The sequence below is a fragment of the Mesorhizobium sp. M7D.F.Ca.US.005.01.1.1 genome (assembly GCF_003952545.1).
Classification (GTDB): Bacteria; Pseudomonadota; Alphaproteobacteria; order Rhizobiales; family Rhizobiaceae; genus Mesorhizobium; species Mesorhizobium loti.
In genome coordinates, this window is sequence record NZ_CP034453.1 from 6,969,684 (window position 1) to 6,994,636 (window position 24,953).

Sequence of the window (24,953 nt, forward strand, 5' to 3'; positions counted from 1 at the left end):
ATCCGACCGATCCATGATCGAAATCAAGAACGTTACCCGCAGCTATGGGGCGTTCAAGGCGCTCGATGACGCCTCGCTGACCATCCGGGAAGGCGAGTTCTTCTCGTTGCTCGGCCCATCCGGTTGCGGCAAGACCACGCTGTTGCGCATGATCGCCGGTTTCGACAATCCGACCAGCGGTTCGATCTCTGTCGGCGGTCAGCCGATGGAGGGCATCCCCGCCAACCGCCGGCCGACCAACATGGTCTTCCAGAGCTATGCGATCTTCCCGCACCTCAATGTCGAACAAAACGTCGCCTATGGGCTGAAGCGGCTGAAGCTGCAGGGCGGCGAGGAGAAGCGCCGGGTCGAGGAGGCGCTGGCGCAGGTCTCGCTGACCGGCCTCGGCAAGCGCTTGGCGACAGAACTTTCCGGCGGCCAACGGCAGCGCGTGGCGCTGGCACGCGCACTGGTGATGCGGCCCAAGGTGCTGCTGCTCGACGAACCGCTGTCGGCGCTCGACAAGAAGCTGCGTGAGCAGATGCAGGTCGAACTGCGCCGCCTGCAGCAGGCGGTCGGCATCACCTTCGTGCTCGTCACCCACGACCAATATGAGGCGCTGGCCATGTCCGACCGCATCGCCGTGATGTTCGGCGGCAGGATTGCGCAGGTCGCCTCGCCCAAGGAAATCTACCAGCGGCCGGTCACCCGCCAGGTCGCCGACTTCCTTGGCGGCATGAACTTCGTCAAGGCGCAGATCGTCGAGGAGAGTGGCGCCTCACTGGTTGTCGACACGCTGGGCTTTGGTCGCATCAAGACCGACAAGCCCAAGGCTTTTGTCCGCAATGGTGGCGGCGCGACACTCGGCATCCGGCCGGAGCGGCTGCGCGTGCTGTGGGACAATGCGACGGCCAAGTTCGAGGTCGCCGGCAAGGTGGTCGAACGCCATTATTTTGGCGAGATCACCCATCTGATCGTCGAGATACCGGGACTGGAAAAGCCGCTGTCGGTGACCGAGACCAACGATTTCGGCGCCGACGACATCCCTGTCGGCACCTCGATCCGCCTCGCCTACGATCCCGAGGCTTTGGTGGCGATGGCCGATTGAAGCTCGGCGATCATCTTGCGCGCCGCGATGCGCCCGGCGACGATGGCGCCTTCGACATAGCCCGGAAATGACGGCGACAGTTCCGAACTGGCGAAATGCAGGGATGGTGAGCCAGCCAGGATTGTCGACTCGGCATCGACAGCCGTCACATCGACGATGAGGTCGCTGTAAGCGCCGCCACTCCAGCGATCATCCGTCCAGTCCCGATAGCTGAAATCCAGGACGTCCGCCGCCTCCTGGCCAAGGGCGTCCTTCAGCCTTGCCGTCACTTCGGTGCGCAGCGCCGTTTCGCCGAGCGTATGCCAACGCAGCGCCAGCGGCCCGCCGACGAAGACGACAAGCGCGGCATGGTCCGCATCCTTGCTGGCATCGCAGGCAAACAGGCCAGGCAGATCGCGCCACATCACCATGCCGCACAAGTCGCGATCACGCCAGAACGGCCTGGCATAGCGCACCTGGATCTTGATCACCGCTCCGCTTTCCCACACGCCAAGTGCTTTCCTAAGCAACTCCGGCAAGGCAGGTGCGAAATCGAGTTTCGCGGCCGTTGCCGGTGGCACGGCAATCAACGCCGCCCGTGCTTCGACAATGCCGTTGGGCGAGACGGTGCGAACACCATACAGTCCATGTTCGATGCGCGTGACCGGTTCGTTCGGCCGCACCCGGCCAACGAGATCCCCGGCCAGATCCTCGGCCAGCGACTGCATGGTGTCGCGCAGGAAGTATTGCAGCTCCGGCACCTCGTTGGTGATGCGCCGGTCATTGTCGATCAGGTGCCACAGCGGCACCTTGTCGAGCGCCAGGCACCACAGGCCCTCGATCATCGACCGGAACGCCGCCTTGGCATCGGTTGCGTCCTTCTGACGATCGAGCCAGACGTTGACGGTCAGCCCTGCTATCGAGGGATCGTTCGGCTCAATCCTGTTCATGCGCTCGCGGATTGCCATCGCGCCATGATAGGTCCGCTCGGCCTGTTCGACCGACATCGATGGATGGGTGATGAAATCGCCATTCACATAGGTCTCAACGAAGGTCTTGCCTCGCGCCTCGGCCAGCGCCATCACCTCGAGCATGTCTTCGCAGAAGAACTGACCGCCGCTATCGAGCCGCTTACCAAGCCCGTCGAGAACGGCTTCCACTCGCCCGCCGACGCGGTCGCGCGCTTCGAGCAACAGAAAGCCGATGCCGGCTGCCTTCAGCTCAAGCGCCGCCGACAGGCCGGTGAAGCCGGCGCCGACGATAACGACATCGGTTCTTTCCGGTTCGCCCGTCAATAGCCGGCCTTGATCTTCTCGAATTCGGCGACCATGCGCTGCTTGAGCTCTGGCGCCACCGGCTGCTGGAACAGCGTCTTGTCGAGGAACTTGTCGAGATTGTCGAAGCCGCGATCGACCAGCACCTTGTGGTCGATCGCTGCCATGCCGGCGCCATTGCCATGGCCATAGCCGAAGGTCTTGACCATGTAGTCCGACACGCCGGGTGCGTTGACGGCGCTGAGGAATTCATAGGCTTCATCGAGCTTACCAGGCGCGTCCTTCATCAGCACATAGCCGCACACCCAGGTCGAAATCCCTTCCCTGGTGTCGCGGTTCATGGCGATCGGCATGCCTTGCCCCTTGAGCGTGACAAAGGTCTCGTTCCAGCCCCAGACCAGATCGACCTCATTGCCGATAAAGGCCTGGTTGAGGTCAGTGTCGTCGGTCCAGTAGAAGCGGATGTTCTTGTGCACGTCGCGTAGGAAGGCGGACGCCTCCTGGAACTGCGCGTCAGTCATCTTGGTCCAGTCCTTGAGACCGATCACCAGGCTCGCCAGCGCATAGGCGTCATCGACATTGTCGCCGATCGTGACACGGCCCTTGTATTTCGGATCGGCGAAGACCCTTAGCGACTGCGCCTCCTCAGCCGTCACCTTGTCGGTGCGGTAGAGCAGCGAGGTGTTGCCCCAGTCGAACGGCATGAACCAGGCCTTGCCGTCGGCGGTGACGGCGAGATCCTTCATCGCCATGATGCCGGGATTGAGGTCCTTCCAGCCTGATATCCTGGAGGTGTCGAGCGGCTGCAGCATGCCGGCCTCGCGCCATTTGACCACGCTTTGCGAGCAGGGGTGGGCGATGTCGGCCTTGAAGCCGGCCCGCATCTTCTCGAACGCTTCGTCCTCGTCGCCGAAGAAGGCGAAGGTCGGCTCGGCGCCGTATTTGGCGGTGTAGGCTGGGTGCAGCAGCGGATCCTCATAGCCCGACCAGTCGAACACGACGAGATCGCCGCCGCCTTCGGCGAAGGCATAGACCGCACCGGCGCCAATCATGCACGCGGCGGCAAGGGCAAGGCGGCGTAGCATCGATTTCATGGCTGAGAATCCCCCCGGGATCGCGCAAACGTCCCCTAAAGGTTAGGAGAATTCCCAGACTTTGGCGAGCCCGTCTGCCGCCCTGTCGACGCGCAGACGGGACGCCCGGAACAAGGGCTCAGTACCCGGCTTTGATCTTCTCGAATTCGGCGATCATCTTGAGCTTGAGGTCGGAAGGCACCGGCGACTGGAACAGCGTCTTGTCGATGAATTTCTGCACGTCGTCATAGCCCTTTTCCTTCAAGACCGCCTGGTCGACGCCGGCCATGCCCTTGGCATTGGCCTGGCCGTAGCCCCAGTCCTTGACCAGCACCTTGGCGGTCTCCGGGTCGTTGACGGCGTTCAGATAGTCATAGGCCTTGTCGACATTGCCGGGCGCGTCCTTGAACAGCACATAGCCGCAGACCCAGGTCGAGATGCCTTCGTCGGTGTCCTTCTTCGCCATGATCGGCACGCCGGCGGCGACCGACTGCACTGTTGCGTCATTCCAGGCCCAGGCGAGATCGACCTCGCCGCCGCTCAGCAGCTGCACGACGTCGGTCGTGTCGGTCCAGTAGGAGCGGACGTTCTTGTGCACCTGGCGTAGGAAATCCGATGCCTGCTTGAACTGGTCGTCGGTCATCTTGGTCCAGTCCTTGAGGCCTATGGCGAGGCTCGCCAGCGCATAGGCATCGTCGACATTGTCGCCGATGGACACCCTGCCCTTGAACTTGGGATCGGCAAAAGCCTTCAGCGACTGCACGTCCTTGGCATCGATCTTGGAGGTGTTGTAGGTGAGCTGGGTATTGCCCCAGTCCCAGGGCATGAACCAGGCCTTGCCGTCCGATGTCGTGGCAAGATCCTTCATCGCCATGATGCCGGGATTGAGGTCTTTCCAGCCCGTGATCTTAGACGTGTCGAGCGGCTGCAGCAGGCCGGCCTCGCGCCATTTTACCACGCTCTGCGAGCAGGGGTGGCCGAGATCGGCCTTGAAGCCGGAGCGAACCTTTTCGAACGCCTCGTCCTCATCGCCGAAGAAGGCGAAGGTCGGCGAGTCGCCGTTCTTCTCGACATATTTCGGGTGGAAGCTGGGGTCTTCATAACCGGACCAGTCGAACACGATCAGGTCCTTGTCGGCGGCGACCGCAAGTGCCGCGGCCGAAGCCGCCAGCGCACCAGTCAGCGCCAGGGTCAATGTCAGGCGTCGGGTCAGTTTCTTCATTGTTCCATCCTCTGTCTGTTCTGGTGTTCTTATGGTTTTGTCGCGCCGGCGGCCTTCGACGGATAGTGTTTCGGGAAGGCCACCGACAGGAATTCATTGGCCGCCTGCAAGGCGGTCTCGCGGGTGGTGTCTTCGGTCCCCATCATCAACCGCAGCCACAGCCCTTCCAGCATCGCACTAAGCGCCAGCGCCATGACCTGCGGCTCATAGGCATAGGAGCCGCTTTGCTTCAGCGTCGCGCACAGGTCGATGAAGATTGTCTGGTAGACGGCATCGCGCGCACTGCTCAGCGCCTGGTAGGTCGGCCGCGACTTGGCCTCGCCCCAGAAGGCACACCAGGCGGCAAGCTTGCGCTTGTTGCAGATCGACCGGTCGAAATCGGCGGAGACCAACGCGTGAAGCTGATCGGCGGGGTCATCGCCCGCCTTCTGCAGGGCGTTGCGCCAATGCGACGAATACTCGTCATACATATGCTGCAAGGTCGCGATGAGCAGCTTTTCCTTGCTCTCGAAATGGAAATTGACGATGCCGCGCGACAGGCCCGCGCCGTCGGCAACATCGGCCATCGTCGTTTCCGAATAGCCGCGCTTGGCCAGCGAATCGATCGTCGCCTCGATGAGCTGAAGCTGCCTGACCTCCTTCGAGGCCTTGCGTCCGCGCTTCTCGGCCTCGCTTTTCCGCACCGATTCAAGGAGGGCTTCCCTGGCGACTGAAGTCTTCATGGGTCTGATGGTCTCCAGCATCGCCGGCTATCCAACCGGCTTTCGACCGCGAAGATGAGTGGGACGGTGCTCACCACTGTCAAGCACCTTCTGCATGGCTTCCCAGGTTCGTATGTTCTTGTCGACATAGGCTGCGCCAACCTCGGCGGCGACCATCGGGTAGAGCGGCCCTTTCAGCTTTTCCAGCTCACCGCGCGCGACGTCGCGATACCAGGGATTGCGATCCCTGGCAGTGACATCGGCAAAGCCGGCGCTACGCATCGCCTGCGCATAGCGCGCCGGCGATGCCATGGCGAAGGACAGCCCTTCCGCCGCGATATAGGCCCTCATCTCGGGTGACGGTTCGCCGTCATGTGAGATCATCCAGTTGGAGGCGGCAAAGACGCCGCCCGGCCTGAGAACCCGGAAGATTTCTGCAAACAGCGCGTCCTTGTCTGGCACGTGCAGCAGCGCATCCTTGGAGAAGACGACATCGAAGGAGCAATCGGCGAAAGGCAGCGGTCCCGGTGGCGCCTGGATGAAGCTGACACGATCCGCGAGCCCACGCGCGGCGGCTCGCTGCCTCGCCGTTTCGATCACCGGCTGTTCGACATCGAAGCCGGTAGCGTGAGCGGCGCCGTGGCGCTCGACCAGATGCAGCGTGATGCCGCCGGAGCCGCAGCCGATATCGAGGATCGTCTTGTCCTTGAGCGAAAGCCCTTCAACCACCCGGTCGACCTCGTCCGGGCCTCCCGGCGACAGATAGCCGTCGCCCCACAGCGACTCGAGGAAGCGGATGGCAGTGTCGTCATACCCCGGCTCGGCATCTGCCGTCTCAATCATCGGATGTCGTCCCCGTCAGCCGATTTAAGCACTTTGGAAAGCCCGCAAAGTGTATCTCAAGGCTGAGAAAACGCAACACCATTTGTTGAACATTCATTCAGTATGACTGGACAGAATGGCTGATACCGTGCCAAATTCCGCGCATTCGGGAACAGATCACGCAAAAATGAAGAGCGGGTCGTGCGGGAAGACTGGGCCAAAATGAAAGCTTGGGATGCGATCATCATCGGCGGCGGGCACAACGGACTGGTCAACGCCTGCTACCTGCAGCGCGCCGGCCTCGACGTGCTGGTGGTCGAGAAGAACGACTGGGTCGGCGGTGCCGCCACGAGCAGGGAACTGACACCGGGCTTCCTCTACTCCAACTGCTCCTATGTCTGCTCGCTGTTTCGCCCTGAGATCATGCGCGACCTCGAACTGTCTCGCTTCGGCCTGCAGGTCATCTCATACGAGGGCGGCGCGGTGTTCACCCGGGATGGCGACTACCTCGCCAACTATCGCGACCACGATGCGCACCGGCGCGAATTCGCCCGCTTCTCCAAGCGCGATGCGGAAGCCTATGACCGCTATGCCCGCGACGTGACGCGGCAGTGCCGCTTCATCCAGCCGCTGTTGATGCGTACCGCGCCCGACCCGACCAGCCTGCGGCCGCGCGACCTCGGCGAACTGCTCTATCTCGGCAAGAAATTCGCCGGCCTGTCGGCGCAGGAAATGGCGCTGACGCTGCGCTTCTGGACCATGTCGATCTCGGAGTTCCTCGACGAGTATTTCGAGACCGATGTCATCAAGGCGAACTTCGCTTTGTCCGGCATCATCGGCACCGCGCTCGGGCCGATGTCGCCCGGCACGGCTTACGTGCTTTTGCACCACTATATGGGCGAGGTCGACGGCTCGGTCGGTGCCTGGGGCTATGCGCGCGGCGGCATGGGCGCCGTCACCAAGGCACTCGCGGCATCCTTCAAGGCGTCGGGCGGAACCATCCGCACCGGCGCCGAGGTCGACCGTGTGCTGGTCAAGCGCGGCAAGGCCAAAGGCGTGGTGCTGGCCGGCGGCGAGGAGATTTACGGCAAGCTCGTCGTCTCCAACGCCGACGTGAAGCGCACCTTCCTCAAGCTGGTCGAGGAAAAGGAACTGCCCGACATCTTCCTGCGCCGGGTGAGGAACTTCAAGATCCGCGGCTCGTCCGGCAAGGTCAACATCGCGCTCGATTCGCTGCCGGAATTCCCAGCGCTGCCGAAGGATTCGCCGGTCTATCGCGGCGACATGCATTTCACCGATTCGATGGAGCGAATGGAGCGCGCCTATGACGACTGGAAGGCCGGGCGCTGGTCGGCCGATCCCTTCCTCGACATGGTCATCCCGACGACACTCGACCCGACCATGGCGCCGCCCGGCAAGCATTTCATGAGCTGCTTCGTGCAATACGCCCCGCCCAAGATCGGCGGCCGCGAGTGGACCGATGCCGATCGCGACGGCTTCGCCGAAAGCGTGATTGCCCAGATCGCTGAATACTCGCCTGGCTTCCGCGACCGCATCGTCCACATGGAGGTGCGCACGCCGCGCGAGATCGAGGCGGAAGTCGGCCTCACCGAGGGCAACATCTTCCAGGGCGAATTGACCTTCGACCAGCTTTTGTTCAACCGTCCGGTTCCGGGCTACGCGCAGTACCGTTCGCCGGTCGATGGGCTCTATATGTGCGGCTCCTCGACCCATCCCGGCGGCGGCGTCATGGGTGCGCCCGGCCGCAATGCCGCGGCGGAAATCCTGCGCGATCTCGCCAAGTCGACCTCCCACATGAGCCCGGCCCATGACGTCATTTGACGCAATCATCATTGGCGGCGGCCACAATGGCCTCGTCGCTGCTGCCACGCTGGCCAAAGCCGGCCGCAAGGTGCTGGTGCTGGAAGCCGGAAGCGAAGCCGGCGGCGCCGCGCGCACCGAAGAATTCGCGCCCGGCTTTCGCGCATCCTCCATTGCCCATCTGCTGAACCGGCTGCATCCCGATGTGGTGAAGACGCTGGAGCTGGAAAAGCACGGGCTGCAATTTGGTCGCGCCGACTTCATGCCGTCGGTGGCGCTGTCGAAAGACGGCCCGCCGCTTGTCCTGCATGGCGCCTATGGCGAGGTGCTGACTGGCGCCAGTTCGTCCGAGCAATCGGCCTGGAAGGAGCTGCGCGCGCAGCTGCTGCGCTATACCGGCATATTGAAACCATTCCTGTCCCGCCGGCCGCCCGATCTCGCCGGCATATCGCTGCTGGAGACCGCTTTACTCGGCAAGACCGCACTGGCGCTGAAAAAGCTCGGCAAGGAAGACATGCGCGACTTCCTGCGCGTGCTGTTGATGAACGTTGCCGACCTGCTTGACGAACAGCTTGCCGATAACAGGCTGAAAGGCCTGCTCGCCTTCGATGCAACGCTGGGCAGCCATCTCGGCCCGCGCTCGCCGACCTCATTGCTCGGCCTCTACTACCGGCTGGCCGGCGAGACCGATGGTGCGGCCGGCGCGCAGATCCTGCCGCAAGGCGGCATGGGCGCGGTCGTCGCCGCCATCCGTGCCTCGGCGGAGAATGCTGGCGTCGAAATCCGCACATCCGCGCCGGTAGCAAAAATCATCATCGAGAAGGGCCGCGCCGTCGGTGTCGCGCTCGACAATGGCGAGGTGCTGCGCGCCAACACGATCGTCTCGGCCATCAATCCGGCGATGACTTTCCTCGACCTTGTCGGACCGCGCGAGATCGACACCGGCTTCGCCCGGAAGGTGAAGAACATCCGCATGAAGGGCGATGCGGCCAAGCTCAATCTGGCACTCGACCGGCCGCCGCAATTCAGCGGTGTCGATGCCGCCGGCCACAAGGGTCGGCTGGTCATCGCCGCCTCGCCCGACCACGTCGAGCGTGCCTTCAACCCGTCCAAATATGGTGAGTTCTCGCCTGAGCCGGTGATGGAGGTCACGCTGCCCAGCCTCGCCGATCCGTCGCTCGCGCCCAGCGGCGCCTGCGTGCTGTCGGCGGTCGTGCAATATGCACCCTACGCCCTCAAGGAAGGCTGGGACGCCGGCAAGCCGAAATTCCTCAAGGCAATCATGACGCAGCTCGAGTCTTACGCGCCCGGCATCAGCGAGAGCGTGGTCCATGCTGAACTGTTGACGCCGGCCGATATCGAGACGCGCTATCGCATGCCGGGCGGCCATTGGCATCATGGCGAATTGCAGGCCGACCAGATGCTGGTCTCGCGCCCCGTCTCCGGCTGGTCCGGCTACGACACGCCGATCGATGGGCTGTTCCTGGCCGGCGCTGGCTCGCATCCCGGCGGCGGCGTCTCCGGCGCACCTGGCCTCAACGCCGCACGACGCATCATCGCGATGAAGGGATAGGCCATGGCCCAGGCAACCAAGAAGAGACCCGTCGCAAAGGCAGCCGGCGCGCCCGTTTCCGCCCGCATCGCAGCGCAGGCTCATTTTCACACGCTGCGTCTGGGCACGCCATTCCAGCCGCGCATCGACGCGCTGGCCAGAACCCAGGACTGGTACAATTGGGCCGGTTACCGCGCGCCCCACTCGCTGTGGGACGAGGAGCTCGAATACTTCGCCATCCGCAGCCAGGCGGCACTGTTCGACATTTCGCCGATGACCAAATACCGGATCGAGGGGCCGGACGCCGAAGCCTTGCTCAACCGCGTGACGCTGCGCGATGTCACCAAGCTCAGGCCCGGCCGCGTCCACTACACAGCCTGGTGCGACGACGAGGGTTTCGTCCTCGATGACGGCACACTGTTCCGTCTGTCGCCGACCCGCTTCCGGCTGTGTTCGCAAGAGCGGCATCTGCCTTGGCTGCTCGACAGCGCCGTCGGTTTCGATGTGATCGTTGAGGAAGAGACTGAGGCGGTGGCCGGCCTCGCCTTGCAAGGCCCGACCTCCTTTGCGGTGCTGCGCGATGCTGGCTTTGCCGGCGTCGAGAGGCTGAAAATATTCGACCTCGCCGACTTCCCGCATGATGGCGGCCCCCAAGGAAACACCCAGGTAACCATCTCGCGCACCGGCTTCACCGGCGATCTCGGCTACGAACTGTTCGTTTCGGCCGACAAGGCGCTGAGCCTGTGGGACCGGCTGATGACATCGGGCGACCTGCGCGGCATCCGCGCCATCGGCTACACCGCGCTCAACCGCGCCCGTCTGGAGGCAGGGCTGATCGTTGCCAATGCGGATTTCACAACCGCCGAGCACGCCATCCGCGCCGACCGCCTGCGCATGCCCGACGAGATCGGGCTCGGCTTCATGATCGATCTGGAAAAGGGCCATTTCAATGGCCGCCGTGCCATCCTCGAGGCGAGAGCGAAACGCAAATTGCGCTATGTGCTGGTCGGGCTGGAGATCGAAGGCAACATCCCTGCCGAACACGCCATCGTCTACCACAAGAAAGCCCACGAGGTTGGCCTGGTCAGCGCCGCCATGTGGTCGCCGATGGCCAAGCGCAACATCGCCATCGCCTCGCTGGCGCGGCCATACGGTGATACCATGGTCGAGGACCTCTGGGTCGAGATCTACGCCATGCGCGAGCTGCAGTATCAGAAGCTGATGAAGCGAGCCAAGGTGGTGGCGCGTCCGTTCATCAAGCTCGACCGCCGCACTGCCAATCCGCCGGCGGACTTCTGATCATGACCGACGAAGCCGACAAGCAGCAAGAAGATGGGGAAGCCGCCGAACAGTGGGAGCTGGTCAACACACCGCTCGGCGAGAAGTGGTCCGGCCGCACGCGCTATGCCGCCGCCATGTTCTTCTACAAGCGCGACGAGATGACCTCCGAGACGCTCGAAGTCTACCGCATCTGCGCGCGGCTCGATTCGGAAGATCCGCTGCCGATCATCCGCGACCGTGGTGTCGGCAAGGACTGGCTGAAGCGCATGGGCTTCCAATAAGTCGTTCTAACCTATCGTTTTCTCGAGCATGCCAAGCCAGTTGCGATAGGCGATCTTTTCGATCAGCGCGCGGCCGAAGCCACGTGCCGCCAAGGCATCGATCAGCTTCGGCAGGCCGGCGACGTCGCCGATGACGGCCGGGATCATCGCGCCGTCGAAATCGGAGCCGAGGCCGACGCCGTCTTCACCCAGAGCCTGCAGCAACGAATCGACATGGCGCACCATGATGTCGAGGCTGGTGTCGGCATTCATGCGCCCGTCCTCGCGCAGGAAGCCTGTGGCGAAGTTCAGTCCGACCATGCCGCCGGACTCGCGGATCGCGCCGAGCTGCCAGTCGGTGAGATTGCGCGAATGGCCGCAGATCGCATGCACGTTGGAATGGGTGGCGACCAACGGCGCATCGCTGAGCGCGGCGACATCGCGAAAACCCTTCTCGTTGAGATGCGAGAGGTCGATCATGATCTTCAGCTGGTTGCAGGCCTTGACCAGCGCCTTGCCCGCATCGGTCAGGCCGGGCCCGGTGTCAGGCGAGGACGGAAAGCGGAACGGTACGCCGTGACCGAAGGCGTTCGGCCGGCTCCAGACGATGCCGAGCGAGCGCAGGCCGGCTGCGTGCAGCACGTCGAGCATGGTGAGATCGGGATCGATCGCCTCGACCCCTTCGATGTGGAACACCGCAGCGATCGAACCCTGCGTCATGGCATTGCGCACATCGCCGGCACTGCGGCAGACGGTGAGCGCTCCGGCCCGCTCCAGCCTGAACAGGATCGAGGCCATCGCGACCGTCGAGGTCAGCGCTTCATTGCGCGGGACCTCCGGCGGCAGCGGCTCGGCTGCGCTCGGCGCCAGGGGCACGGCGCTGCGTCTGGATTTCTCGACTGGCGGCGGGAAGATGGCGAACATGCCGCCGGCAAAGCCACCGGCTTTGGCACGCGGCAGGTCGATATGGCCGCCCGATTTCCCCTCGATGAACAGCTTTTCGATGTCCGTGTCTTTCGACTGGTAGAGTCTGAGCAACGTATCGTTGTGGCCGTCGAAGACGGGAACGAGGTCGGTTTCGGTCATAGGGGGATCATTCGGTTCGTTTGTCGGCAAGGGGCTGAGATACACCATATCTACTTAGGCAGGATGCGCCACCCGCGCAAATGCCAAAGCCATCCCGGTGGGATGGCAGCCACTTGCCGCGCCGTTTCCCGGTGACAAAAATCCTACCGCTTCAGCACGTCGGCCCACTCCTGATGGCGGCGGAACTGGGCGTTGGCGAAGGGGCAGAGCGGGATGATCTTCTTGCCTGCCGCCCGCGCATCCTCGACGGCGCGGGTGACGAGCCGAAGCCCGGCACCCTGGCCACGAAATGCGTCCGGCACCTCGGTATGGTCGATGATGATCTGGTGCTCGCCGATCTTGGTGAAGGTCATCTCGGCCTCGGCGCCACCGGGCCCGCGCAGGACATAGCGACCCTTGGAACCGCGATCCTCAAGCTCGATCTCAGGCAGTTGGTCAGGCATCGCTATACTCCTTGGGCAGCATCGGCAAAGAACCGCCGCGCCGCCTCGATCTCGTTTGGCCGCACCTCGTGCCCGCCTTCATGCCACTCCACTGTGACATCGGCGCCGTCGGCACGCAAATAGGCTTCGAGCCGCGTCGTCAGGTTCGGCGGGCAGATCGGATCGCGCTTGCCGGCGGTCAGCAGAATATGGCGGCCGGCAAGGCTGCCCTTGACCTCCGGTTCGAACGGGATCAGCGGATGCATCAGCACCGCTGCGTCGAACAGCGCCGGTGCCGCAAACACCACCGAGGCCAGGACGTTGGCGCCGTTGGAGTAGCCGAGACCAAGCACGATCGACGGCTTTGCCGCCCCGACATGGGCCGCCTCGACATGCGCCTTGACGAAGCCCGCCATCTTGTCCGTCGCCCGTGCCAGATCGTCCATGTCGTAGACGCCCTCGCCGGTACGGCGAAAGAAACGCGCAGCACCTTGTTCGGACACATCGCCGCGCGGCGAGATGATGGTTGCCTGGGGCGCGAGATCGCGCCCCAGCGACAGAAGCTGGTTCTCATCGGCTCCCGTGCCATGGAAGACGAACAGCAGTGGACCGCCCGGCGAACCGGGCAGCAACTTGTGGATGTAAGCGTCCTTGCTCATGACCTCAGCCTTCCAGCTTCTGCAGATGCTGTTCGAGATAGGGCCGCAGGTGCTGGTGCTGCGTCGGCAGCTTCAGCGCCTCGCCGAGATGAGCGGTGTCCTCATCGCGATCGAAACCCGGCTCGTTGGTGGCCACTTCGAACAGCACCCCACCCGGCGTGCGGAAATAGATCGCCCAGAAATAGTCGCGGTCGATCACCGGCGTCACGCCATAGCCGGTATCCATCAACGCCTTGCGCACTTCGAGCTGCTTGGCGCGATTCTCGACGGCGAAGGCGACGTGATGGACGGAGCCGGCGCCGAGATCGGCGAAGGCAGCAGCCGGCAGGGATTCGATGTCGACGACATCGGCGCCATTGCCGTTCTTCACCGCCAGCCGCCTGACGTTGCCGGACTTGTCGACTTCCTCATAGCCCATGAACTTCAGCAGCTCCTCAGTGGCGCCGCCATCCTTCAACCGGAGCGACACGGAATGAAAGCCGCGGATCGCCTCATCAACAGGGACGCCGCCTTTCGCCCATGGCGCTCTGCTGTCAGCCTTGTCCTCGACCAGCGCGAAACCGTCGCCATCCGGTCCGGCAAAGGCCAGACGCTTCTCGCCGAATGTCTCTTCGCGCGACAGGCCGGAGACGCCCTCATCGGCAAAACGCTTTTCCCAGTAGGCGAGCGTGCCTTCCGGCACCGAGTAGGCCGTGGTGCCGACTTCGCCGACGCCATGCCGGCCCTTGCCAATGTCGGGGAACGGGAAATAGGTCATCACCGAACCGGGCGTCCCGGCCTCATCGCCGTAATAAAGGTGGTAGACATCAGGCGCGTCGAAATTGACGGTCTTCTTGACCCGGCGCTGGCCGAGCTTTTTGGTGAAGAACTCATTGTTCTGGCGGGCATCCCTGGCCATCGATGTGACGTGATGCAGGCCTTTGATCTGGTCGAGCATTGTCTTGCTCCTTCCCTTGGTGCTTGTGCGGCCCTCGCCGCTGTCCACGCCAATATGAGGACGCGGCCGCTCTGGGCAAAGGCGGCAAACACAGAATGGACTGTGCTGTAAAAGTGAACAATACAAAGAGTTCTGTTCACCAATTGACTCACATGACAGGCTTGCGCCAGCGCCAGAATTCGGTTCCATGAGCGGCGTTCGACCATCCCAGGACAGAGTATCGCGCGTGATTGGAAAAACCAGGCGGCCTAACATTCTGCTGATCACATGCGACCAGTGGCGCGGCGATTGTCTGTCGTCTGCGGGCCATCCGGTTGTGAAGACGCCGAATGCCGACGCACTGGCCGCAGAGGGTGTGCTGTTCAAGCGGCACTATGGCGGTGCGGCGCCCTGCTCGCCGGCCCGCGCCTGCCTCTACACCGGCCTCTACCAGATGAACAACCGCGTCTGCCGCAACGGCACGCCGCTCGACGCCCGACACGGCAACATCGCGCTGCACGCGCGCGCCCTCGGCTATGATCCGACGCTGTTCGGCTACACCGACGTCTCGCTCGATCCGCGCCTGCTGGCGCCGGGCGACCCGCGGCTGCAAAGCTATGAGGGCGTGCTGCCGGGCTTTACCGTGCGCCAGTTGCTGCCCGAACATCAGAAACAGTGGCTTTCCTGGCTGAAGCAGCGGGGTATCGATGTCAGCACCGGATCTCCCGACATCCATCGACCGGTGAACGGCGACAAAGCCGGCGCTGTCAGCAACGCACCGCCCGTCTACTCCAGGGACGAAACCCCGGCCGCCTTCCTGACCGGCGAATTCACGCGCTGGCTTGGCGAGCAGGATGCCGCCGCGCCGTGGTTCGCGCATCTTTCCTTCATTAGCCCGCACCCGCCCTTCATTGTGCCGGAACCCTACAACACGATGTATCAGCCTGCCGATGGCCCGGCCTTCCGGCGCGCGACAAACTGGCAGGAGGAGGCTCAAAGCCATTCCTACCTCGCCTATGACATTGGCCGGCAGAAGCAGGCAAAGTTCCGTGCCGACGCCAATGGCAAGGTGCATGACTGGAGTGATGACGACTTCCGCCGCATCCGGGCGATCTATTACGGCATGATCTCGGAGGTCGACGCGCAGCTCGGCCGCATCTGGCAAGCAGTCAGGGCCGCGGGCGCGTGGGACGACACCATCATCGTGCTGACGTCAGATCACGCCGAGATGATGGGCGACCATTTCATGCTGGGCAAGGGCGGCTACTTCGACGGCAGCTACCACATTCCGCTGATCATCCGCGACCCCAGCCACCGCAAGGCGGCTGGCGGCAGCGTCGATCGCTTCACCGAAGCGGTGGACATTGTGCCGACGCTTCTCGACCTGCTCGGCGCGGACCCCGCGCCGCACCTCGACGGCACCTCGCTGAAGCCGTTTTTGAGCGGCGGGAGCCCTGCAGACTGGCGCGATGCGGCGCATTGGGAGTTCGATTTCCGCTCGATTGCCGAAGGCGAGGCCGAACGCCATTTCGGCATCACCTCACGCCAATGCAACCTCGCCGTCATCCGCACGGAAAAATTCAAATATGTGCATTTCGGCGGCGGCTTGCCGCCGCTGCTGTTCGACCTAGAAACAGATCCGGGTGAATTGAACAATCTGGCCAAGCACCCTGCTTATCTGGCCGTACGGCTGGAGTTCGCCGAACGGCTTCTCGCCTGGCGGGCTGAGCATCTTGACCAGTCGCTAGCGCTGGCTGAACTGACGGAACACGGCGTTGTCGGCCACGTCGCCGGGGCAGTACGCGAATAGGGCAGTAGGGAACCGAACCGGTACGACGACGGTCCTGCCCTACTGCCCTACTGCCCTACTGCCCTACTGCCCTACTGCCCTACTGCCCTATTCCTATTTCACAATCATCCGCTGCTGGTCCCGCTTCTCGGCATAACTGCCCTTGTCATAGGCGGTTTGAGCCTTGAGCTGTTCCTTGGTGAAGGTCGTATACAGGTACTTCTTGCCGTTCTTGTCGGTCATGAATTTGAGATTATCCACGCCGACCGCGACTTCCTTTTCGCCAATGCCGAGGAAGCCGCCGACATCGACGATCACCGCGTCGGTCTTGTTGTCGGGCGCGAGCACGACATCGCCGATTTCGCCGACCTTGGCGTCGTTGGCGCCGTAGACAGTGGTGCCCTTCAGATCGTCGCCACGGATCTCGCCAACCGGCATTTCCGTCAGCGTCGACTTGTCGATAGCTGCCGTTTGCGTCTGGTCGGGAGCCGAGGCATCAGGGGTCGTCGCTGCCGGGGCCTCGGCCGTCTTGTCTACGGGAGCGGCAGCAGGAGCCGGGGCGTCGGACGGCACAGCGGCCGGGGCGGTTGCAGCCGGCTCATTGGATGCCGTGGTCGCGGGTACCGGATCATAGGCCTTGCGGTTGAAATCCGGCTGCGCCTGCAGCTCTTCCTTGGTGGTCTGGGCCACCAGCCAGCGGTCGCCATTCTTCTCGGCCCACTGCGCCTTGGAGAAATCATAGGTGACATTCTTGGCGCCGAGGCCAAGGAAACCACCGACGCCGATGACAAGCGACTCGGCCTTGCCTTCCCTGGTCAGAACGATGTCGTTGACGCTGCCGATGTTCTGCGCGTCATCGCCGGTGCCGTTGTAAACGGTTTCGCCGATGATGTTGGTGGCAAGGTTGCCGTCGGCCCGCTTCACGGGTTCCGCCGGAGCCGCATTCAGGTCGACAGGCTTCTGCGCCGTATCCGTCGTCGCGGGTGCCGTCGGTGCTGTTGCGTCAGTCGATGCAGCAGGTGCTGGAGCCGGAGCATAAGGCTTGCTGTCGAACTCCGGATGCGCCTTCAGCTCGTCCTTGCTCGTCTGGGCAACCAGCCAGCGATCGCCGTTCTTCTCGGCCCATTGCAGCTTGTCGTAATCGAAAGCGACGTTCTTCGCTCCGACACCCAGAAAGCCGCCGACGCCGATGACGACGGATTTCGCCTGGCCATCTTTGTCGAAGACGACGTCGCTGACCTTGCCGATGTTCTCGGCATCATCGCCGGTGCCGTTGTAGACGGATTCACCGATGATGTTGGTGACAATGCTGCCCTCGGCGCGCGGCAGGGGAGCGGCGGCAGCCGGCTCCTGAACGGCAGGCGCGTCCGCTGGTGCCGGCGTTGTCGCGCTCTGCGCATGGGCGCCGGTCGCGATCAGCGTTGCGAGTGCGGTCGTGGCTAGAAGATTGCGGATCATGATCGTCTCTCCTGGTGCGTGATTTCGTGCACGCCGCGCCCGGTTGAACCCGTCGCTGGGGAGATCTGACGCGGCAGCTTCTACAGTTCACAACGTCGTGAGCATGCTGTTGTTCCGACAAAAAGCGCGTGGAGTCCGTGGCAAGAAATCGACAAGCGTCTCCGTCACAGCCTTAAGCCCGATCGCGGATTTCGCCACACACGGAACCTTTCCCACCTCGCCGCGTTGCAGCCTACGGCTGGGTTTGTCTTTGTCCCGGTCCGACCATGGTCGAATAACGGAGTGGGGCATGAAATTCGCAGCGGTGCTGAACCGGGACGGCGGCACCTTGCGGACCATTGACCTTGCCGCTTTCTCCGACAGGATGCGCCAAGCGCTGGAGACGGCAGGCCACTCTCTCAGCATCGAGATTGTCGACGGCAAGGATGTGGTGGAAACGCTCGACAGCGCGGCCTCACGCCGCTCTGTCGATGTCGTGCTGGCCGGTGGCGGCGACGGGACCATTTCTGCCGCAGCCGCCCGGTTGATGGGGACGAAGAAGGCGCTTGCCATATTGCCGGCCGGCACCATGAACCTGTTCGCGCGCGGGCTGGGCATTCCGCAGTCCCTGGATGCCGCGCTCAAATCCTTCACGGACGGCGAAATCATCGCGGTTGACATAGCGACCGCCAACGGCCGGCCGTTCGTTCACCAGTTCTCGATCGGCATGCATGCGAAGATGGTGCAACTGCGCCAGAAAATGGAGTTCGGTTCTCGCCTGGGAAAGATCCGTGCCTCGGCCAAGGCGGCTTGGGCGACGATCAACAATCCACCGGCGATGAACGTGACGCTCAGCATCGGCGAAGCCGAGATGGCGGCCCGCATTACCGGCATCGGCATCACCAACAATTTGTTCGGCGAAGGCCACTTGCCTTACGCCGACAACCCGGCGGGCGGCGTGCTTGGCGTCTATGTCACGGTGGCGCAGCAGCGCGCCGAACTGGTCAAGTTCTTCTTCAACATGGCGCGCGGCAAATGGCGCGACAACGAACATGTCGAAATCCATCAGGCGGGCAGAACGGTTCTGAAAATCCATTCGGGGAGCCGGAAGTTTCGCGCCGTGATGGACGGAGAACTGGTCAGGCTTGAGCGTGAAACGACGATCGAAATCCAGCCGGGCGCGCTCAATGTCCTGGTGCCAGCCAGTGTCGCCGAGGCAAAGGCTGCCTGATGCGTTTCGAACCCATTGCAGCTGACAAGCTAGCCGCTGGGGGCACTGCCCTGTTGGGTCGTGTCTTTCTTGATCAATTCGCCATAAATCTCGGCGGCCCCCCAAGCGACAAAGGCCAGCAGCAACGCAGCGATCAGAATGCGCAAGCCATGCCGGCCCCAGCGCCCCTGACGGGCTTTGTCCTCAGGAATGATCTTGATCATGGTCGGCCCTCGGATCGGTTTGCGCCAGCCGGCGCGTCCGGCAAAACAACATGGTCGGGTAACGGTTCCTCGCTAGGATGGTTCCGGCCAGCCGGCTGGTTCTGGACCGACAGACCGGCGAAGCGGCGACGCGGACCAAGACGGGGCAACGGGGACCTGGGTGAATAACAACGCGGAAAGAGTGCCGGATCTGCCGGCTGACGTTACGCTGGCGGTCAGTGCCGAAGACCGGCTGGCCGTGCTGCACGGGCTGGAGATGCTGGATACGGCGGCCGACCCGGATTTCGACCGCATCAGCAGCCTTGCCGCGGCGGTGATGCAGGCGCCGATCGCCCTGGTCACGCTCGTCGACCACGAGCGGCAATGGTTCAAATCCTGCTTCGGCCTGGACCAGACCGAAACCGCGACCGAAATCTCCTTTTGCGCCCATGCGATTGCCGCCGGCGAAGAGCCGATGGTGGTGGTGGATGCAACGACGGACCCTCGTTTCAAGGCCAACCCGCTGGTCACCGGCAAGCATCATGTCCGCTTCTATGCCGGCGCGCCGATGGTCGTGGCAGGTGCCCGCATCGGCACGCTCTGCGTTCTCGACCGCAAGCCGCATGCCTTTCCATCCCGCGCCGAGCTCGACCAGTTGAAGGCGCTCGCCGGCCTCGCCGCCAGCCTGTTCACCTTGAAGGACGCGACCCGCAGCGGCGCCATCGCCGAGGCCGCACTGGTGCGTGAGGAAAAACGGCGCGCCATCGCGCTCGATGCGGCGTCGCTCGCCAGCTGGGCGTGGGACATCCGCACCGACATCATCGAATGCGACACCTTGCTGTCGGAGCTGTTCAACCTGCCGCGCTCGAACCGGCTGCGCGCGCGCGACATCCTCACCGCCATCGATCCGCGCGACGTCTACCAGACCGAAACCCGCTTTCGCGACGCCTTGACCGGCAGCGACGACTATTTCGGCGAATACCGGGTGAAGGGCTTTCATCCGCCGCGCTGGCTCGCCACGCGCGGCCGTGTCATCGAACGTGACGGTGACGGCAAGCCGACGCTGATCTTCGGCGTCAACTACGACATCTCGGAGCGCAAGCTTGGCGACGAGCGGCAACGGCTGCTGCTACGTGAGCTCAACCATCGCGTCAAGAATACGCTAGCGACCGTCCAGGCGCTGGCGACACAGACCGTGCGCCATGCCCGCCAGCCGAGCCAGTTCCTCGAGGCCTTCGGCGCCCGGCTTCAGGCCCTGGGCATCGCCCACAATCTGTTGTCGGACCGCGAGTGGCGCGGCATCGGCATCCGTGAACTCGTCCAGATCGAGGTCAGGCCATTCGAAACGGCCGAGCAGCCGCGCATGACGATCTCCGGCGACGACTTGCTGCTGTCGCCCGACCAGGCCGTCGGGCTTGGCCTGATCCTGCATGAACTGGGCAGCAATGCACTGCAATATGGATCGCTGTCGGTGGTATCAGGCAAGGTTGATCTCGGGTGGAAGACGCAAGGCAGGAAGGGTGCCCGCCGCCTTGTGCTGACCTGGCGCGAAAGCGGTGGCCCGCAAGTCGCCCCGCCGGAACGGCACGGCTTCGGCTCGATCCTCATCCGCCGCAGCCTTGCTAAGGTCATTTCAAGCGAAGTGACCCATGAGTTCCGGCCGGAAGGGGTGTTTGCTGAAATATCGATGCCGCTGGAAGACCTGTCGAAGTGACCTCCCAGCGCCTTTAGTTACGCCCGCTTTCATCCCCATCGTCTGCGCCCGGCTTCACGTTCTCGCGGTAGATCGCGTAAGCCGCGAGCGCTACGGCTGGACCCAGAATGACGCCGAGACCACCTTTTCCCTTGAGCAGTGTCGGCAGCACGGCGAGTGCGGCGGTGATGCCGATCGCCTTCATGTCGGCATTGCGGCGTTGCGCCCGGCGCCGGGCGCGCGAGCCTGCGGATATCTGGTAAATCAACAGGATCAGCCCGGCAAGCACCAGAAAACCGACGCCAAAGCCCAGTGCGGCGGCAAGCGACCCGTAGCGCATCGCCGACCAGATATAGGCTGCGCCGACCAGAAAGCCGAGACCACAGAGCGCTGCCGATAGGGCGAGCCCATAAACGATTGCCGCCGTGCGCGCCCGGCGCATGGCGGCAACGGTTTCGCCCGAGGCGAGACCCGAAATCAGGGATGCCAGCATTCCCATCTGCAATGCGACTAGCGACGCGCAATGAGCGCGAAGAGGAAGCCAACGCCGGCAGCGATCGCCAGTGACGTCACCGGCTTTTCACGCACGCTCGCCATCATCTGCGCTTCGATGTCCTTGGCGTTGCTGCGCAGACTGTCAAAGGCTGCTTCGCCCTGCGCGCGCAGTTGCTCGACACCTTCCGTGGCCGCGCGACGGGCAGTGCCATAGCCATGCTCGCCGGTCTTGGCCAATTGCTTTGTGAGCTTGTCGATGTCGGCCTTCAATTGCCTGATGTCGGCTTCCAGGTCCGCATTTGCACGGGAGTCGTTTGCGGTCTTTCCTGCGGCAGTTGCCATGGCTTAACTCCTTGTGATTGCTCGATTTCAAACGCGCCGCGCGCCTCAAGGTTCCGGCACTGGGGACAAAGTAGCCGAAAACGCGTCCGCGCGCACCCGATCCGCCGGCTCTGGCAAAAAGGCCTTCGTCAGATCAGCGGCCGGCGCGCCTCGCCCAGCCCTTCCCAGCCAGCGAGCCGCTTGAGCCCTTCAATGTCTGTGACCTCGCAACCGCCGTCGCGCCAGACGATCAGCTTGCGATCCATCAGCTTGCGGATCGTCTTGTTTGTATGAACCAGCGACAGGCCGAGCGTGTCGGCGATGTGTTGTTGCGTGATCGGTATCTGGATGGACTGCTTGCCGTTCAGCCCGACGACCTTGGCCCGGCTGGCGATGAAGGCGATAAGATAGGCAGCGCGCTCGATCGCGCTGCGACGCCCGAGGCTGAGCAGATTTTCATCCAGCATGCGCTCTTCGCGCGATGCGATCCAGGTGATGTCGTAGGCGAGCCCTGGATGATTGCGGTAGAGCTCGTGCAGATACTCGCGTTCGAAAACACACAGCAGCATCGGCGACAGGGCCTCGACGGAATGCTGCATCTCGCCCATTACACTGCCCTGCAGGCCGATCAGATCGCCGGGCATGAGATAGTTGAGGATCTGGCGGCGGCCGTCTCGCAACAGCTTGTAGCGGAACGCCCACCCGGAGAGCACGGTGTAGAGATGGGCGCTGTGGCTACCCTCGACCAACACGGTAGCCGCCTTGTCGACGGCGAGTTCGCCCTTCTTGAATGTACTGATGAAGGCCAGCTCCTGTTTTTCGAAGTCGCGAAAAATCGGCAACGGCCGCAACGGGCAGTTCTCGCAAGGGTACTGGAGGTTGGAAAAGGCGCGATTGTTCTGGGCTGACATTTCGACCCCTCTTCGAAAGCCCGCTCTTTGGAAGAGCTGCATTTCAACGCGTTGCAAGGATTGAGGTTCCGCCGCCGGCCACATGTCTTTTTTAAATGACAGCAGGCCAATTAGCGATCATGACTCCATGCGTTTCAAGGAGTCGTTGCCTGTGCCCACATTGCTTGACGGATTGCGGATTCTCGTCCTGGAGGACGAATTTCTCATCGCCATGGATGTCGAGCAGCTTTGCCGTGACCATGGCGCCGGTGATGTGGTCATCGCCCGCGATCTGACAGAGGTCGATGGCCAGGAGGTCGCCACGCAATTCGACGCGGCCATTGTCGACCTCATGCTGGGTGGCGCCTCGACACTCGATTTCGCCTCGGGGCTGCGCGCGGCAGGCGTACCTTTCGTGTTTGCGTCGGGCTATTCGGATGCCGATGAAATCAAGGCATCCTTTCCAGGCGTCAGGCTGGTCGGCAAACCCTATTCGGGTGAAGACCTCGTGCAAGCGGTGGCGGCAGCCTGCGGACGCGCCTCTCTAGGTTGAGACGCGACCCCCTACCCGCCTGGCGATCGCAGGTCAGCTGGCCGGCGAGCCCGTTACCTGGGTCGAAATCGCATCCGGGCCATACTCGTCTTCGCCTGATATTTTCAGGATCTCCTGCAAGCGCGTGCGGGCTCGGCTGACGCGGCTCTTGATCGTCCCGACCGCGCAACCGCAAATCTCGGCGGCCTCCTCGTAGGAGAAACCCGACGCGCCGATGAGGATGATGGCTTCGCGCTGGTCCTCCGGCAATTGCTCCAGCGCCCCGCGAAAATCCTTCAGGTCGAGCTGGCCATGCTGAGCGGGATGAACGGCAAGCCTGGCCGTCATGATGCCGTCGCTATCTTGCACTTCACGTCCACGCTTGCGCATCTGCGAATAGAATTCATTGCGCAGGATGGTGAAAAGCCACGCCTTGAGATTGGTGCCGGGTTGGAAGCTTTCGTGCTTGTCCCACGCCTTGACCAGCGTTTCCTGGACGAGGTCGTCGGCCTTGTCGGCGTTTTGCGTCAGCGACACCGCAAAGGCACGCAGGCTTGGGATTGCCCCAAGCAGATCTGTCTTGAAGCCTTGGGAGACCGCAGCCATGCCTCAGTCCTTTTTCTGTGCGGGTTCGGCCTGTTCCAGCTGGCTAAGCAACTGGGAAAAGCGATCCGGCACATCGTCGGAGACCAGCTCGTCGTAATATTGTTTGAGTTTGCGTCCGATTTCGGAGTTCGGCCCAAGAGCGTCACTGGAACCGTTCCGGCGCCTGCTTTCGGCGCCAGCCAGAATATCTTTCGTCATATCCTTCATTTTGCCCTTGTATTCCCAGCGCCCAAGCCGCTCATAATATTACTCAACACAACGCAAGCGACACCCTCGTCTGGTTGCCCATCCCGACCTCAAACGCCGTCCCGACGTATTAGTTCCATCAAGGCCGGAACTTTTTCTCAAGATCGGCGTTGTTTGACCGGGCTTGCAATCAGCTTGACCTGCAATCTATGCAATCACGTCATTCTGAGGGAGACGTCTTACCATGAGCTTATCCGCCACCATCGCGCCAAACCTGCCATTCCTGCGCCGCTTCTCGCGAGCCGTTTCCGGATCGCAGGAGAGTGGCGATGCGCTGGTCGCCGCGATGCTCGAAGCCATCATCGCCGATGTTGAAATCTTTCCCGAGGCATCGAGCGACCGCATCGCTCTGTACAAGGTTTTTGCCAAGCTGTTCACATCGGTCGCCATCCGCGTTCCACAGGAACACGCGCAATCAGCATGGGAACAGCGCGCCGCCGCCAATCTGAATGCAATTGCGCCGCGCCCGCGCCAAGCCTTCCTGCTTGTTGCCGTCGAAGGCTTCAGCGAGGACGAGGCGGCCGAGATCCTCGATGTCGGCGACCAGGAGTTTTCAGAGTTGCTTGCCCAGGCAAGCAACGAGATATCCCGTCAGGTGGCAACCGATGTGCTGATCATCGAGGATGAACCGCTGATCGCCATGGATATAGAAGAAATGGTCGAGAGCCTCGGGCACCGCGTCGTTGGAACGGCTCGCACCCATGCCGAGGCGGTGACGATGTTCGGCAGGACACGGCCGAAAATGGTGCTGGCCGACATCCAGCTTGCCGACGGCAGTTCGGGCATCGAGGCCGTGAACGAGATCCTGTCGTCGACGTCGGTGCCGGTCATCTTCATCACCGCCTTTCCCGAGCGTCTGTTGACTGGCGAGCGCCCCGAGCCGGCCTTCCTGGTCACCAAGCCGTTCAATCCCGACATGGTCAAGGCGCTGATCAGCCAGGCGCTGTTCTTCGACCGTCAGGCGAAAGCCGCCGCATAGGCTCGCAGCCCCTGACAGCACGGCACGACATTGAAGGCCGCTCGATGCGATGCATCGGGCGGCCTTTTTACAAGCCGGAACCGTCGTCAGCGAAATTCCCGCGCCTCCTGCTCCGAACGATTTGCAAGCAGCGCCTTTTTCGGCAAAGGGTGGAACAAACCGCATCTACCCACGTTTTCATTACACCATTCGAAGGAGGTGGATCATGCTCTACTGGGCGCTCGTATTTCTCGTCGTGGCGATCATCGCCGGCGCGCTTGGTTTCGGCGGCATCGCCGGTACGTCTGCCGGCATTGCGCAGATATTGTTTTTCATCTTTCTCGCCTTTCTGGTCATTTCGCTTCTTGCGGGCCTGTTCAAACGGGCATCGTGAGGACGAACGGCTACCGAACACTGG

General features: G+C 62.8%; 27 protein-coding genes. 11 read left to right on the forward strand and 16 right to left on the reverse strand.

What is annotated here, in order from left to right; all coding sequences use genetic code 11:
- The first annotated feature begins 13 nt into the window (after positions 1 to 13).
- Positions 14 to 1,087 (forward strand): ABC transporter ATP-binding protein, encoded by a 1,074-nt coding sequence (locus tag EJ076_RS33890; RefSeq protein ID WP_109665219.1) that lies wholly within the window; start codon positions 14 to 16, stop codon positions 1,085 to 1,087.
- On the opposite strand, the gene EJ076_RS33895 is transcribed toward EJ076_RS33890, so the two are convergent.
- From EJ076_RS33895 to EJ076_RS33915, 5 genes are all read right to left on the reverse strand, one after another.
- Positions 1,051 to 2,361: a flavin monoamine oxidase family protein gene (locus tag EJ076_RS33895; protein WP_109665217.1), complete on the reverse strand. Its 1,311-nt coding sequence runs from the start codon at positions 2,359 to 2,361 to the stop codon at positions 1,051 to 1,053. The two genes, EJ076_RS33890 and EJ076_RS33895, sit on opposite strands and share 37 nt — an antisense overlap.
- The gene (locus EJ076_RS33900) at positions 2,358 to 3,434 is read right to left on the reverse strand and encodes an extracellular solute-binding protein (RefSeq protein ID WP_126070796.1); all 1,077 of its coding nucleotides are present in this window, start codon (positions 3,432 to 3,434) and stop codon (positions 2,358 to 2,360) included. Before EJ076_RS33900 ends, EJ076_RS33895 begins: the two co-directional genes overlap by 4 nt.
- Before the next feature lie 118 nt (positions 3,435 to 3,552).
- Complete coding sequence (locus EJ076_RS33905) at positions 3,553 to 4,635, reverse strand: ABC transporter substrate-binding protein (RefSeq protein WP_126070797.1); 1,083 nt, start codon at positions 4,633 to 4,635, stop codon at positions 3,553 to 3,555.
- A 29-nt stretch (positions 4,636 to 4,664) separates the two neighbouring features.
- Positions 4,665 to 5,378, reverse strand: a complete 714-nt coding sequence (betI, locus tag EJ076_RS33910; protein ID WP_126070798.1) for a transcriptional regulator BetI — start codon at positions 5,376 to 5,378, stop codon at positions 4,665 to 4,667.
- A gap of 6 nt (positions 5,379 to 5,384) precedes the next feature.
- On the reverse strand, positions 5,385 to 6,179 hold the full coding sequence (locus EJ076_RS33915; RefSeq protein ID WP_126070799.1) for a methyltransferase domain-containing protein: 795 nt from the start codon (positions 6,177 to 6,179) through the stop codon (positions 5,385 to 5,387).
- A gap of 201 nt (positions 6,180 to 6,380) precedes the next feature.
- Here EJ076_RS33915 and EJ076_RS33920 point away from each other — a divergent pair, with 201 nt between their 5' ends.
- The 4 genes from EJ076_RS33920 to EJ076_RS33935 are packed head-to-tail and all read left to right on the forward strand — an operon-like array spanning position 6,381 to position 11,093.
- The gene (locus tag EJ076_RS33920) at positions 6,381 to 8,000 is read left to right on the forward strand and encodes an NAD(P)/FAD-dependent oxidoreductase (protein WP_126070800.1); all 1,620 of its coding nucleotides are present in this window, start codon (positions 6,381 to 6,383) and stop codon (positions 7,998 to 8,000) included.
- The gene (locus EJ076_RS33925) at positions 7,987 to 9,552 is read left to right on the forward strand and encodes an NAD(P)/FAD-dependent oxidoreductase (RefSeq protein WP_126070801.1); all 1,566 of its coding nucleotides are present in this window, start codon (positions 7,987 to 7,989) and stop codon (positions 9,550 to 9,552) included. Before EJ076_RS33920 ends, EJ076_RS33925 begins: the two co-directional genes overlap by 14 nt.
- Before the next feature lie 3 nt (positions 9,553 to 9,555).
- Positions 9,556 to 10,830: an aminomethyltransferase family protein gene (locus tag EJ076_RS33930; RefSeq protein ID WP_126070802.1), complete on the forward strand. Its 1,275-nt coding sequence runs from the start codon at positions 9,556 to 9,558 to the stop codon at positions 10,828 to 10,830.
- A 2-nt stretch (positions 10,831 to 10,832) separates the two neighbouring features.
- Complete coding sequence (locus EJ076_RS33935) at positions 10,833 to 11,093, forward strand: hypothetical protein (protein WP_109665191.1); 261 nt, start codon at positions 10,833 to 10,835, stop codon at positions 11,091 to 11,093.
- Between the two features lie 6 nt (positions 11,094 to 11,099).
- Here EJ076_RS33935 and EJ076_RS33940 read toward each other — a convergent pair whose 3' ends face one another.
- From EJ076_RS33940 to EJ076_RS33955, 4 genes are all read right to left on the reverse strand, one after another.
- On the reverse strand, positions 11,100 to 12,158 hold the full coding sequence (locus EJ076_RS33940; protein ID WP_126070803.1) for a dipeptidase: 1,059 nt from the start codon (positions 12,156 to 12,158) through the stop codon (positions 11,100 to 11,102).
- Between the two features lie 143 nt (positions 12,159 to 12,301).
- The gene (locus tag EJ076_RS33945; RefSeq protein ID WP_109665182.1) at positions 12,302 to 12,601 is read right to left on the reverse strand and encodes a GNAT family N-acetyltransferase; all 300 of its coding nucleotides are present in this window, start codon (positions 12,599 to 12,601) and stop codon (positions 12,302 to 12,304) included.
- Between the two features lie 2 nt (positions 12,602 to 12,603).
- Positions 12,604 to 13,239 carry an alpha/beta hydrolase gene (locus tag EJ076_RS33950; protein ID WP_109665179.1) on the reverse strand — a complete coding sequence of 212 codons (636 nt, stop codon included), beginning with the start codon at positions 13,237 to 13,239 and terminating at the stop codon, positions 12,604 to 12,606.
- A 4-nt stretch (positions 13,240 to 13,243) separates the two neighbouring features.
- Positions 13,244 to 14,176, reverse strand: coding sequence for a VOC family protein (locus tag EJ076_RS33955; RefSeq protein ID WP_126070804.1), 933 nt, complete (start codon positions 14,174 to 14,176; stop codon positions 13,244 to 13,246).
- A gap of 226 nt (positions 14,177 to 14,402) precedes the next feature.
- Here EJ076_RS33955 and EJ076_RS33960 point away from each other — a divergent pair, with 226 nt between their 5' ends.
- Complete coding sequence (locus EJ076_RS33960) at positions 14,403 to 15,965, forward strand: alkaline phosphatase family protein (protein WP_126070805.1); 1,563 nt, start codon at positions 14,403 to 14,405, stop codon at positions 15,963 to 15,965.
- Between the two features lie 93 nt (positions 15,966 to 16,058).
- On the opposite strand, the gene EJ076_RS33965 is transcribed toward EJ076_RS33960, so the two are convergent.
- Positions 16,059 to 17,402, reverse strand: a complete 1,344-nt coding sequence (locus tag EJ076_RS33965; protein ID WP_126070806.1) for a PRC-barrel domain-containing protein — start codon at positions 17,400 to 17,402, stop codon at positions 16,059 to 16,061.
- A 289-nt stretch (positions 17,403 to 17,691) separates the two neighbouring features.
- Here EJ076_RS33965 and EJ076_RS33970 point away from each other — a divergent pair, with 289 nt between their 5' ends.
- A complete protein-coding gene (locus EJ076_RS33970; protein WP_126070807.1) occupies positions 17,692 to 18,612 on the forward strand; it encodes a diacylglycerol kinase family protein in 921 nt (306 codons plus the stop codon).
- A gap of 29 nt (positions 18,613 to 18,641) precedes the next feature.
- Here EJ076_RS33970 and EJ076_RS35395 read toward each other — a convergent pair whose 3' ends face one another.
- Complete coding sequence (locus EJ076_RS35395; RefSeq protein ID WP_164548799.1) at positions 18,642 to 18,815, reverse strand: hypothetical protein; 174 nt, start codon at positions 18,813 to 18,815, stop codon at positions 18,642 to 18,644.
- Positions 18,816 to 18,975: 160 nt separating this feature from the next.
- Between EJ076_RS35395 and EJ076_RS33975 the strand changes: the two genes are divergently transcribed.
- Positions 18,976 to 20,508 carry an HWE histidine kinase domain-containing protein gene (locus EJ076_RS33975; RefSeq protein WP_206438757.1) on the forward strand — a complete coding sequence of 511 codons (1,533 nt, stop codon included), beginning with the start codon at positions 18,976 to 18,978 and terminating at the stop codon, positions 20,506 to 20,508.
- 13 nt (positions 20,509 to 20,521) lie between these two features.
- On the opposite strand, the gene EJ076_RS33980 is transcribed toward EJ076_RS33975, so the two are convergent.
- From EJ076_RS33980 to EJ076_RS33990, 3 genes are all read right to left on the reverse strand, one after another.
- Entirely contained in the window at positions 20,522 to 20,986 is a 465-nt protein-coding gene (locus tag EJ076_RS33980; RefSeq protein ID WP_109665163.1) for a hypothetical protein, read from the reverse strand.
- Between the two features lie 11 nt (positions 20,987 to 20,997).
- Positions 20,998 to 21,324 (reverse strand): DUF883 family protein, encoded by a 327-nt coding sequence (locus tag EJ076_RS33985; protein ID WP_109665160.1) that lies wholly within the window; start codon positions 21,322 to 21,324, stop codon positions 20,998 to 21,000.
- Positions 21,325 to 21,452: 128 nt separating this feature from the next.
- On the reverse strand, positions 21,453 to 22,214 hold the full coding sequence (locus EJ076_RS33990; protein ID WP_109665157.1) for a Crp/Fnr family transcriptional regulator: 762 nt from the start codon (positions 22,212 to 22,214) through the stop codon (positions 21,453 to 21,455).
- Positions 22,215 to 22,365: 151 nt separating this feature from the next.
- On the opposite strand from EJ076_RS33990, the gene EJ076_RS33995 reads away from it, so the two are divergent.
- The gene (locus EJ076_RS33995) at positions 22,366 to 22,746 is read left to right on the forward strand and encodes a response regulator (protein WP_245462936.1); all 381 of its coding nucleotides are present in this window, start codon (positions 22,366 to 22,368) and stop codon (positions 22,744 to 22,746) included.
- Positions 22,747 to 22,779: 33 nt separating this feature from the next.
- On the opposite strand, the gene EJ076_RS34000 is transcribed toward EJ076_RS33995, so the two are convergent.
- Positions 22,780 to 23,331 carry a sigma-70 family RNA polymerase sigma factor gene (locus EJ076_RS34000; RefSeq protein ID WP_056587392.1) on the reverse strand — a complete coding sequence of 184 codons (552 nt, stop codon included), beginning with the start codon at positions 23,329 to 23,331 and terminating at the stop codon, positions 22,780 to 22,782.
- Positions 23,332 to 23,334: 3 nt separating this feature from the next.
- On the reverse strand, positions 23,335 to 23,538 hold the full coding sequence (locus EJ076_RS34005) for a NepR family anti-sigma factor (RefSeq protein ID WP_126070808.1): 204 nt from the start codon (positions 23,536 to 23,538) through the stop codon (positions 23,335 to 23,337).
- Between the two features lie 223 nt (positions 23,539 to 23,761).
- On the opposite strand from EJ076_RS34005, the gene EJ076_RS34010 reads away from it, so the two are divergent.
- Both EJ076_RS34010 and EJ076_RS34015 read left to right on the forward strand, forming a co-directional pair.
- Positions 23,762 to 24,556, forward strand: a complete 795-nt coding sequence (locus EJ076_RS34010) for a response regulator (RefSeq protein ID WP_109665145.1) — start codon at positions 23,762 to 23,764, stop codon at positions 24,554 to 24,556.
- Positions 24,557 to 24,761: 205 nt separating this feature from the next.
- On the forward strand, positions 24,762 to 24,929 hold the full coding sequence (locus tag EJ076_RS34015; protein ID WP_013529282.1) for a DUF1328 domain-containing protein: 168 nt from the start codon (positions 24,762 to 24,764) through the stop codon (positions 24,927 to 24,929).
- Positions 24,930 to 24,953 lie beyond the last annotated feature (24 nt).

Coding starts and splice junctions, on each gene's coding strand:
- EJ076_RS33890 (WP_109665219.1), top strand. CDS start 14: ATGATCGAAATCAAGAACGTTACCCGCAGCTATGGGGCGTTCAAGGCG.
- EJ076_RS33900 (WP_126070796.1), bottom strand. CDS start 3,434: ATGAAATCGATGCTACGCCGCCTTGCCCTTGCCGCCGCGTGCATGATT.
- EJ076_RS33905 (WP_126070797.1), bottom strand. CDS start 4,635: ATGAAGAAACTGACCCGACGCCTGACATTGACCCTGGCGCTGACTGGT.
- betI (WP_126070798.1), bottom strand. CDS start 5,378: ATGCTGGAGACCATCAGACCCATGAAGACTTCAGTCGCCAGGGAAGCC.
- EJ076_RS33915 (WP_126070799.1), bottom strand. CDS start 6,179: ATGATTGAGACGGCAGATGCCGAGCCGGGGTATGACGACACTGCCATC.
- EJ076_RS33920 (WP_126070800.1), top strand. CDS start 6,381: ATGAAAGCTTGGGATGCGATCATCATCGGCGGCGGGCACAACGGACTG.
- EJ076_RS33925 (WP_126070801.1), top strand. CDS start 7,987: ATGACGTCATTTGACGCAATCATCATTGGCGGCGGCCACAATGGCCTC.
- EJ076_RS33930 (WP_126070802.1), top strand. CDS start 9,556: ATGGCCCAGGCAACCAAGAAGAGACCCGTCGCAAAGGCAGCCGGCGCG.
- EJ076_RS33935 (WP_109665191.1), top strand. CDS start 10,833: ATGACCGACGAAGCCGACAAGCAGCAAGAAGATGGGGAAGCCGCCGAA.
- EJ076_RS33940 (WP_126070803.1), bottom strand. CDS start 12,158: ATGACCGAAACCGACCTCGTTCCCGTCTTCGACGGCCACAACGATACG.
- EJ076_RS33945 (WP_109665182.1), bottom strand. CDS start 12,601: ATGCCTGACCAACTGCCTGAGATCGAGCTTGAGGATCGCGGTTCCAAG.
- EJ076_RS33950 (WP_109665179.1), bottom strand. CDS start 13,239: ATGAGCAAGGACGCTTACATCCACAAGTTGCTGCCCGGTTCGCCGGGC.
- EJ076_RS33955 (WP_126070804.1), bottom strand. CDS start 14,176: ATGCTCGACCAGATCAAAGGCCTGCATCACGTCACATCGATGGCCAGG.
- EJ076_RS33965 (WP_126070806.1), bottom strand. CDS start 17,402: ATGATCCGCAATCTTCTAGCCACGACCGCACTCGCAACGCTGATCGCG.
- EJ076_RS33970 (WP_126070807.1), top strand. CDS start 17,692: ATGAAATTCGCAGCGGTGCTGAACCGGGACGGCGGCACCTTGCGGACC.
- EJ076_RS35395 (WP_164548799.1), bottom strand. CDS start 18,815: ATGATCAAGATCATTCCTGAGGACAAAGCCCGTCAGGGGCGCTGGGGC.
- EJ076_RS33980 (WP_109665163.1), bottom strand. CDS start 20,986: ATGGGAATGCTGGCATCCCTGATTTCGGGTCTCGCCTCGGGCGAAACC.
- EJ076_RS33985 (WP_109665160.1), bottom strand. CDS start 21,324: ATGGCAACTGCCGCAGGAAAGACCGCAAACGACTCCCGTGCAAATGCG.
- EJ076_RS33990 (WP_109665157.1), bottom strand. CDS start 22,214: ATGTCAGCCCAGAACAATCGCGCCTTTTCCAACCTCCAGTACCCTTGC.
- EJ076_RS34000 (WP_056587392.1), bottom strand. CDS start 23,331: ATGGCTGCGGTCTCCCAAGGCTTCAAGACAGATCTGCTTGGGGCAATC.
- EJ076_RS34005 (WP_126070808.1), bottom strand. CDS start 23,538: ATGAAGGATATGACGAAAGATATTCTGGCTGGCGCCGAAAGCAGGCGC.
- EJ076_RS34010 (WP_109665145.1), top strand. CDS start 23,762: ATGAGCTTATCCGCCACCATCGCGCCAAACCTGCCATTCCTGCGCCGC.
- EJ076_RS34015 (WP_013529282.1), top strand. CDS start 24,762: ATGCTCTACTGGGCGCTCGTATTTCTCGTCGTGGCGATCATCGCCGGC.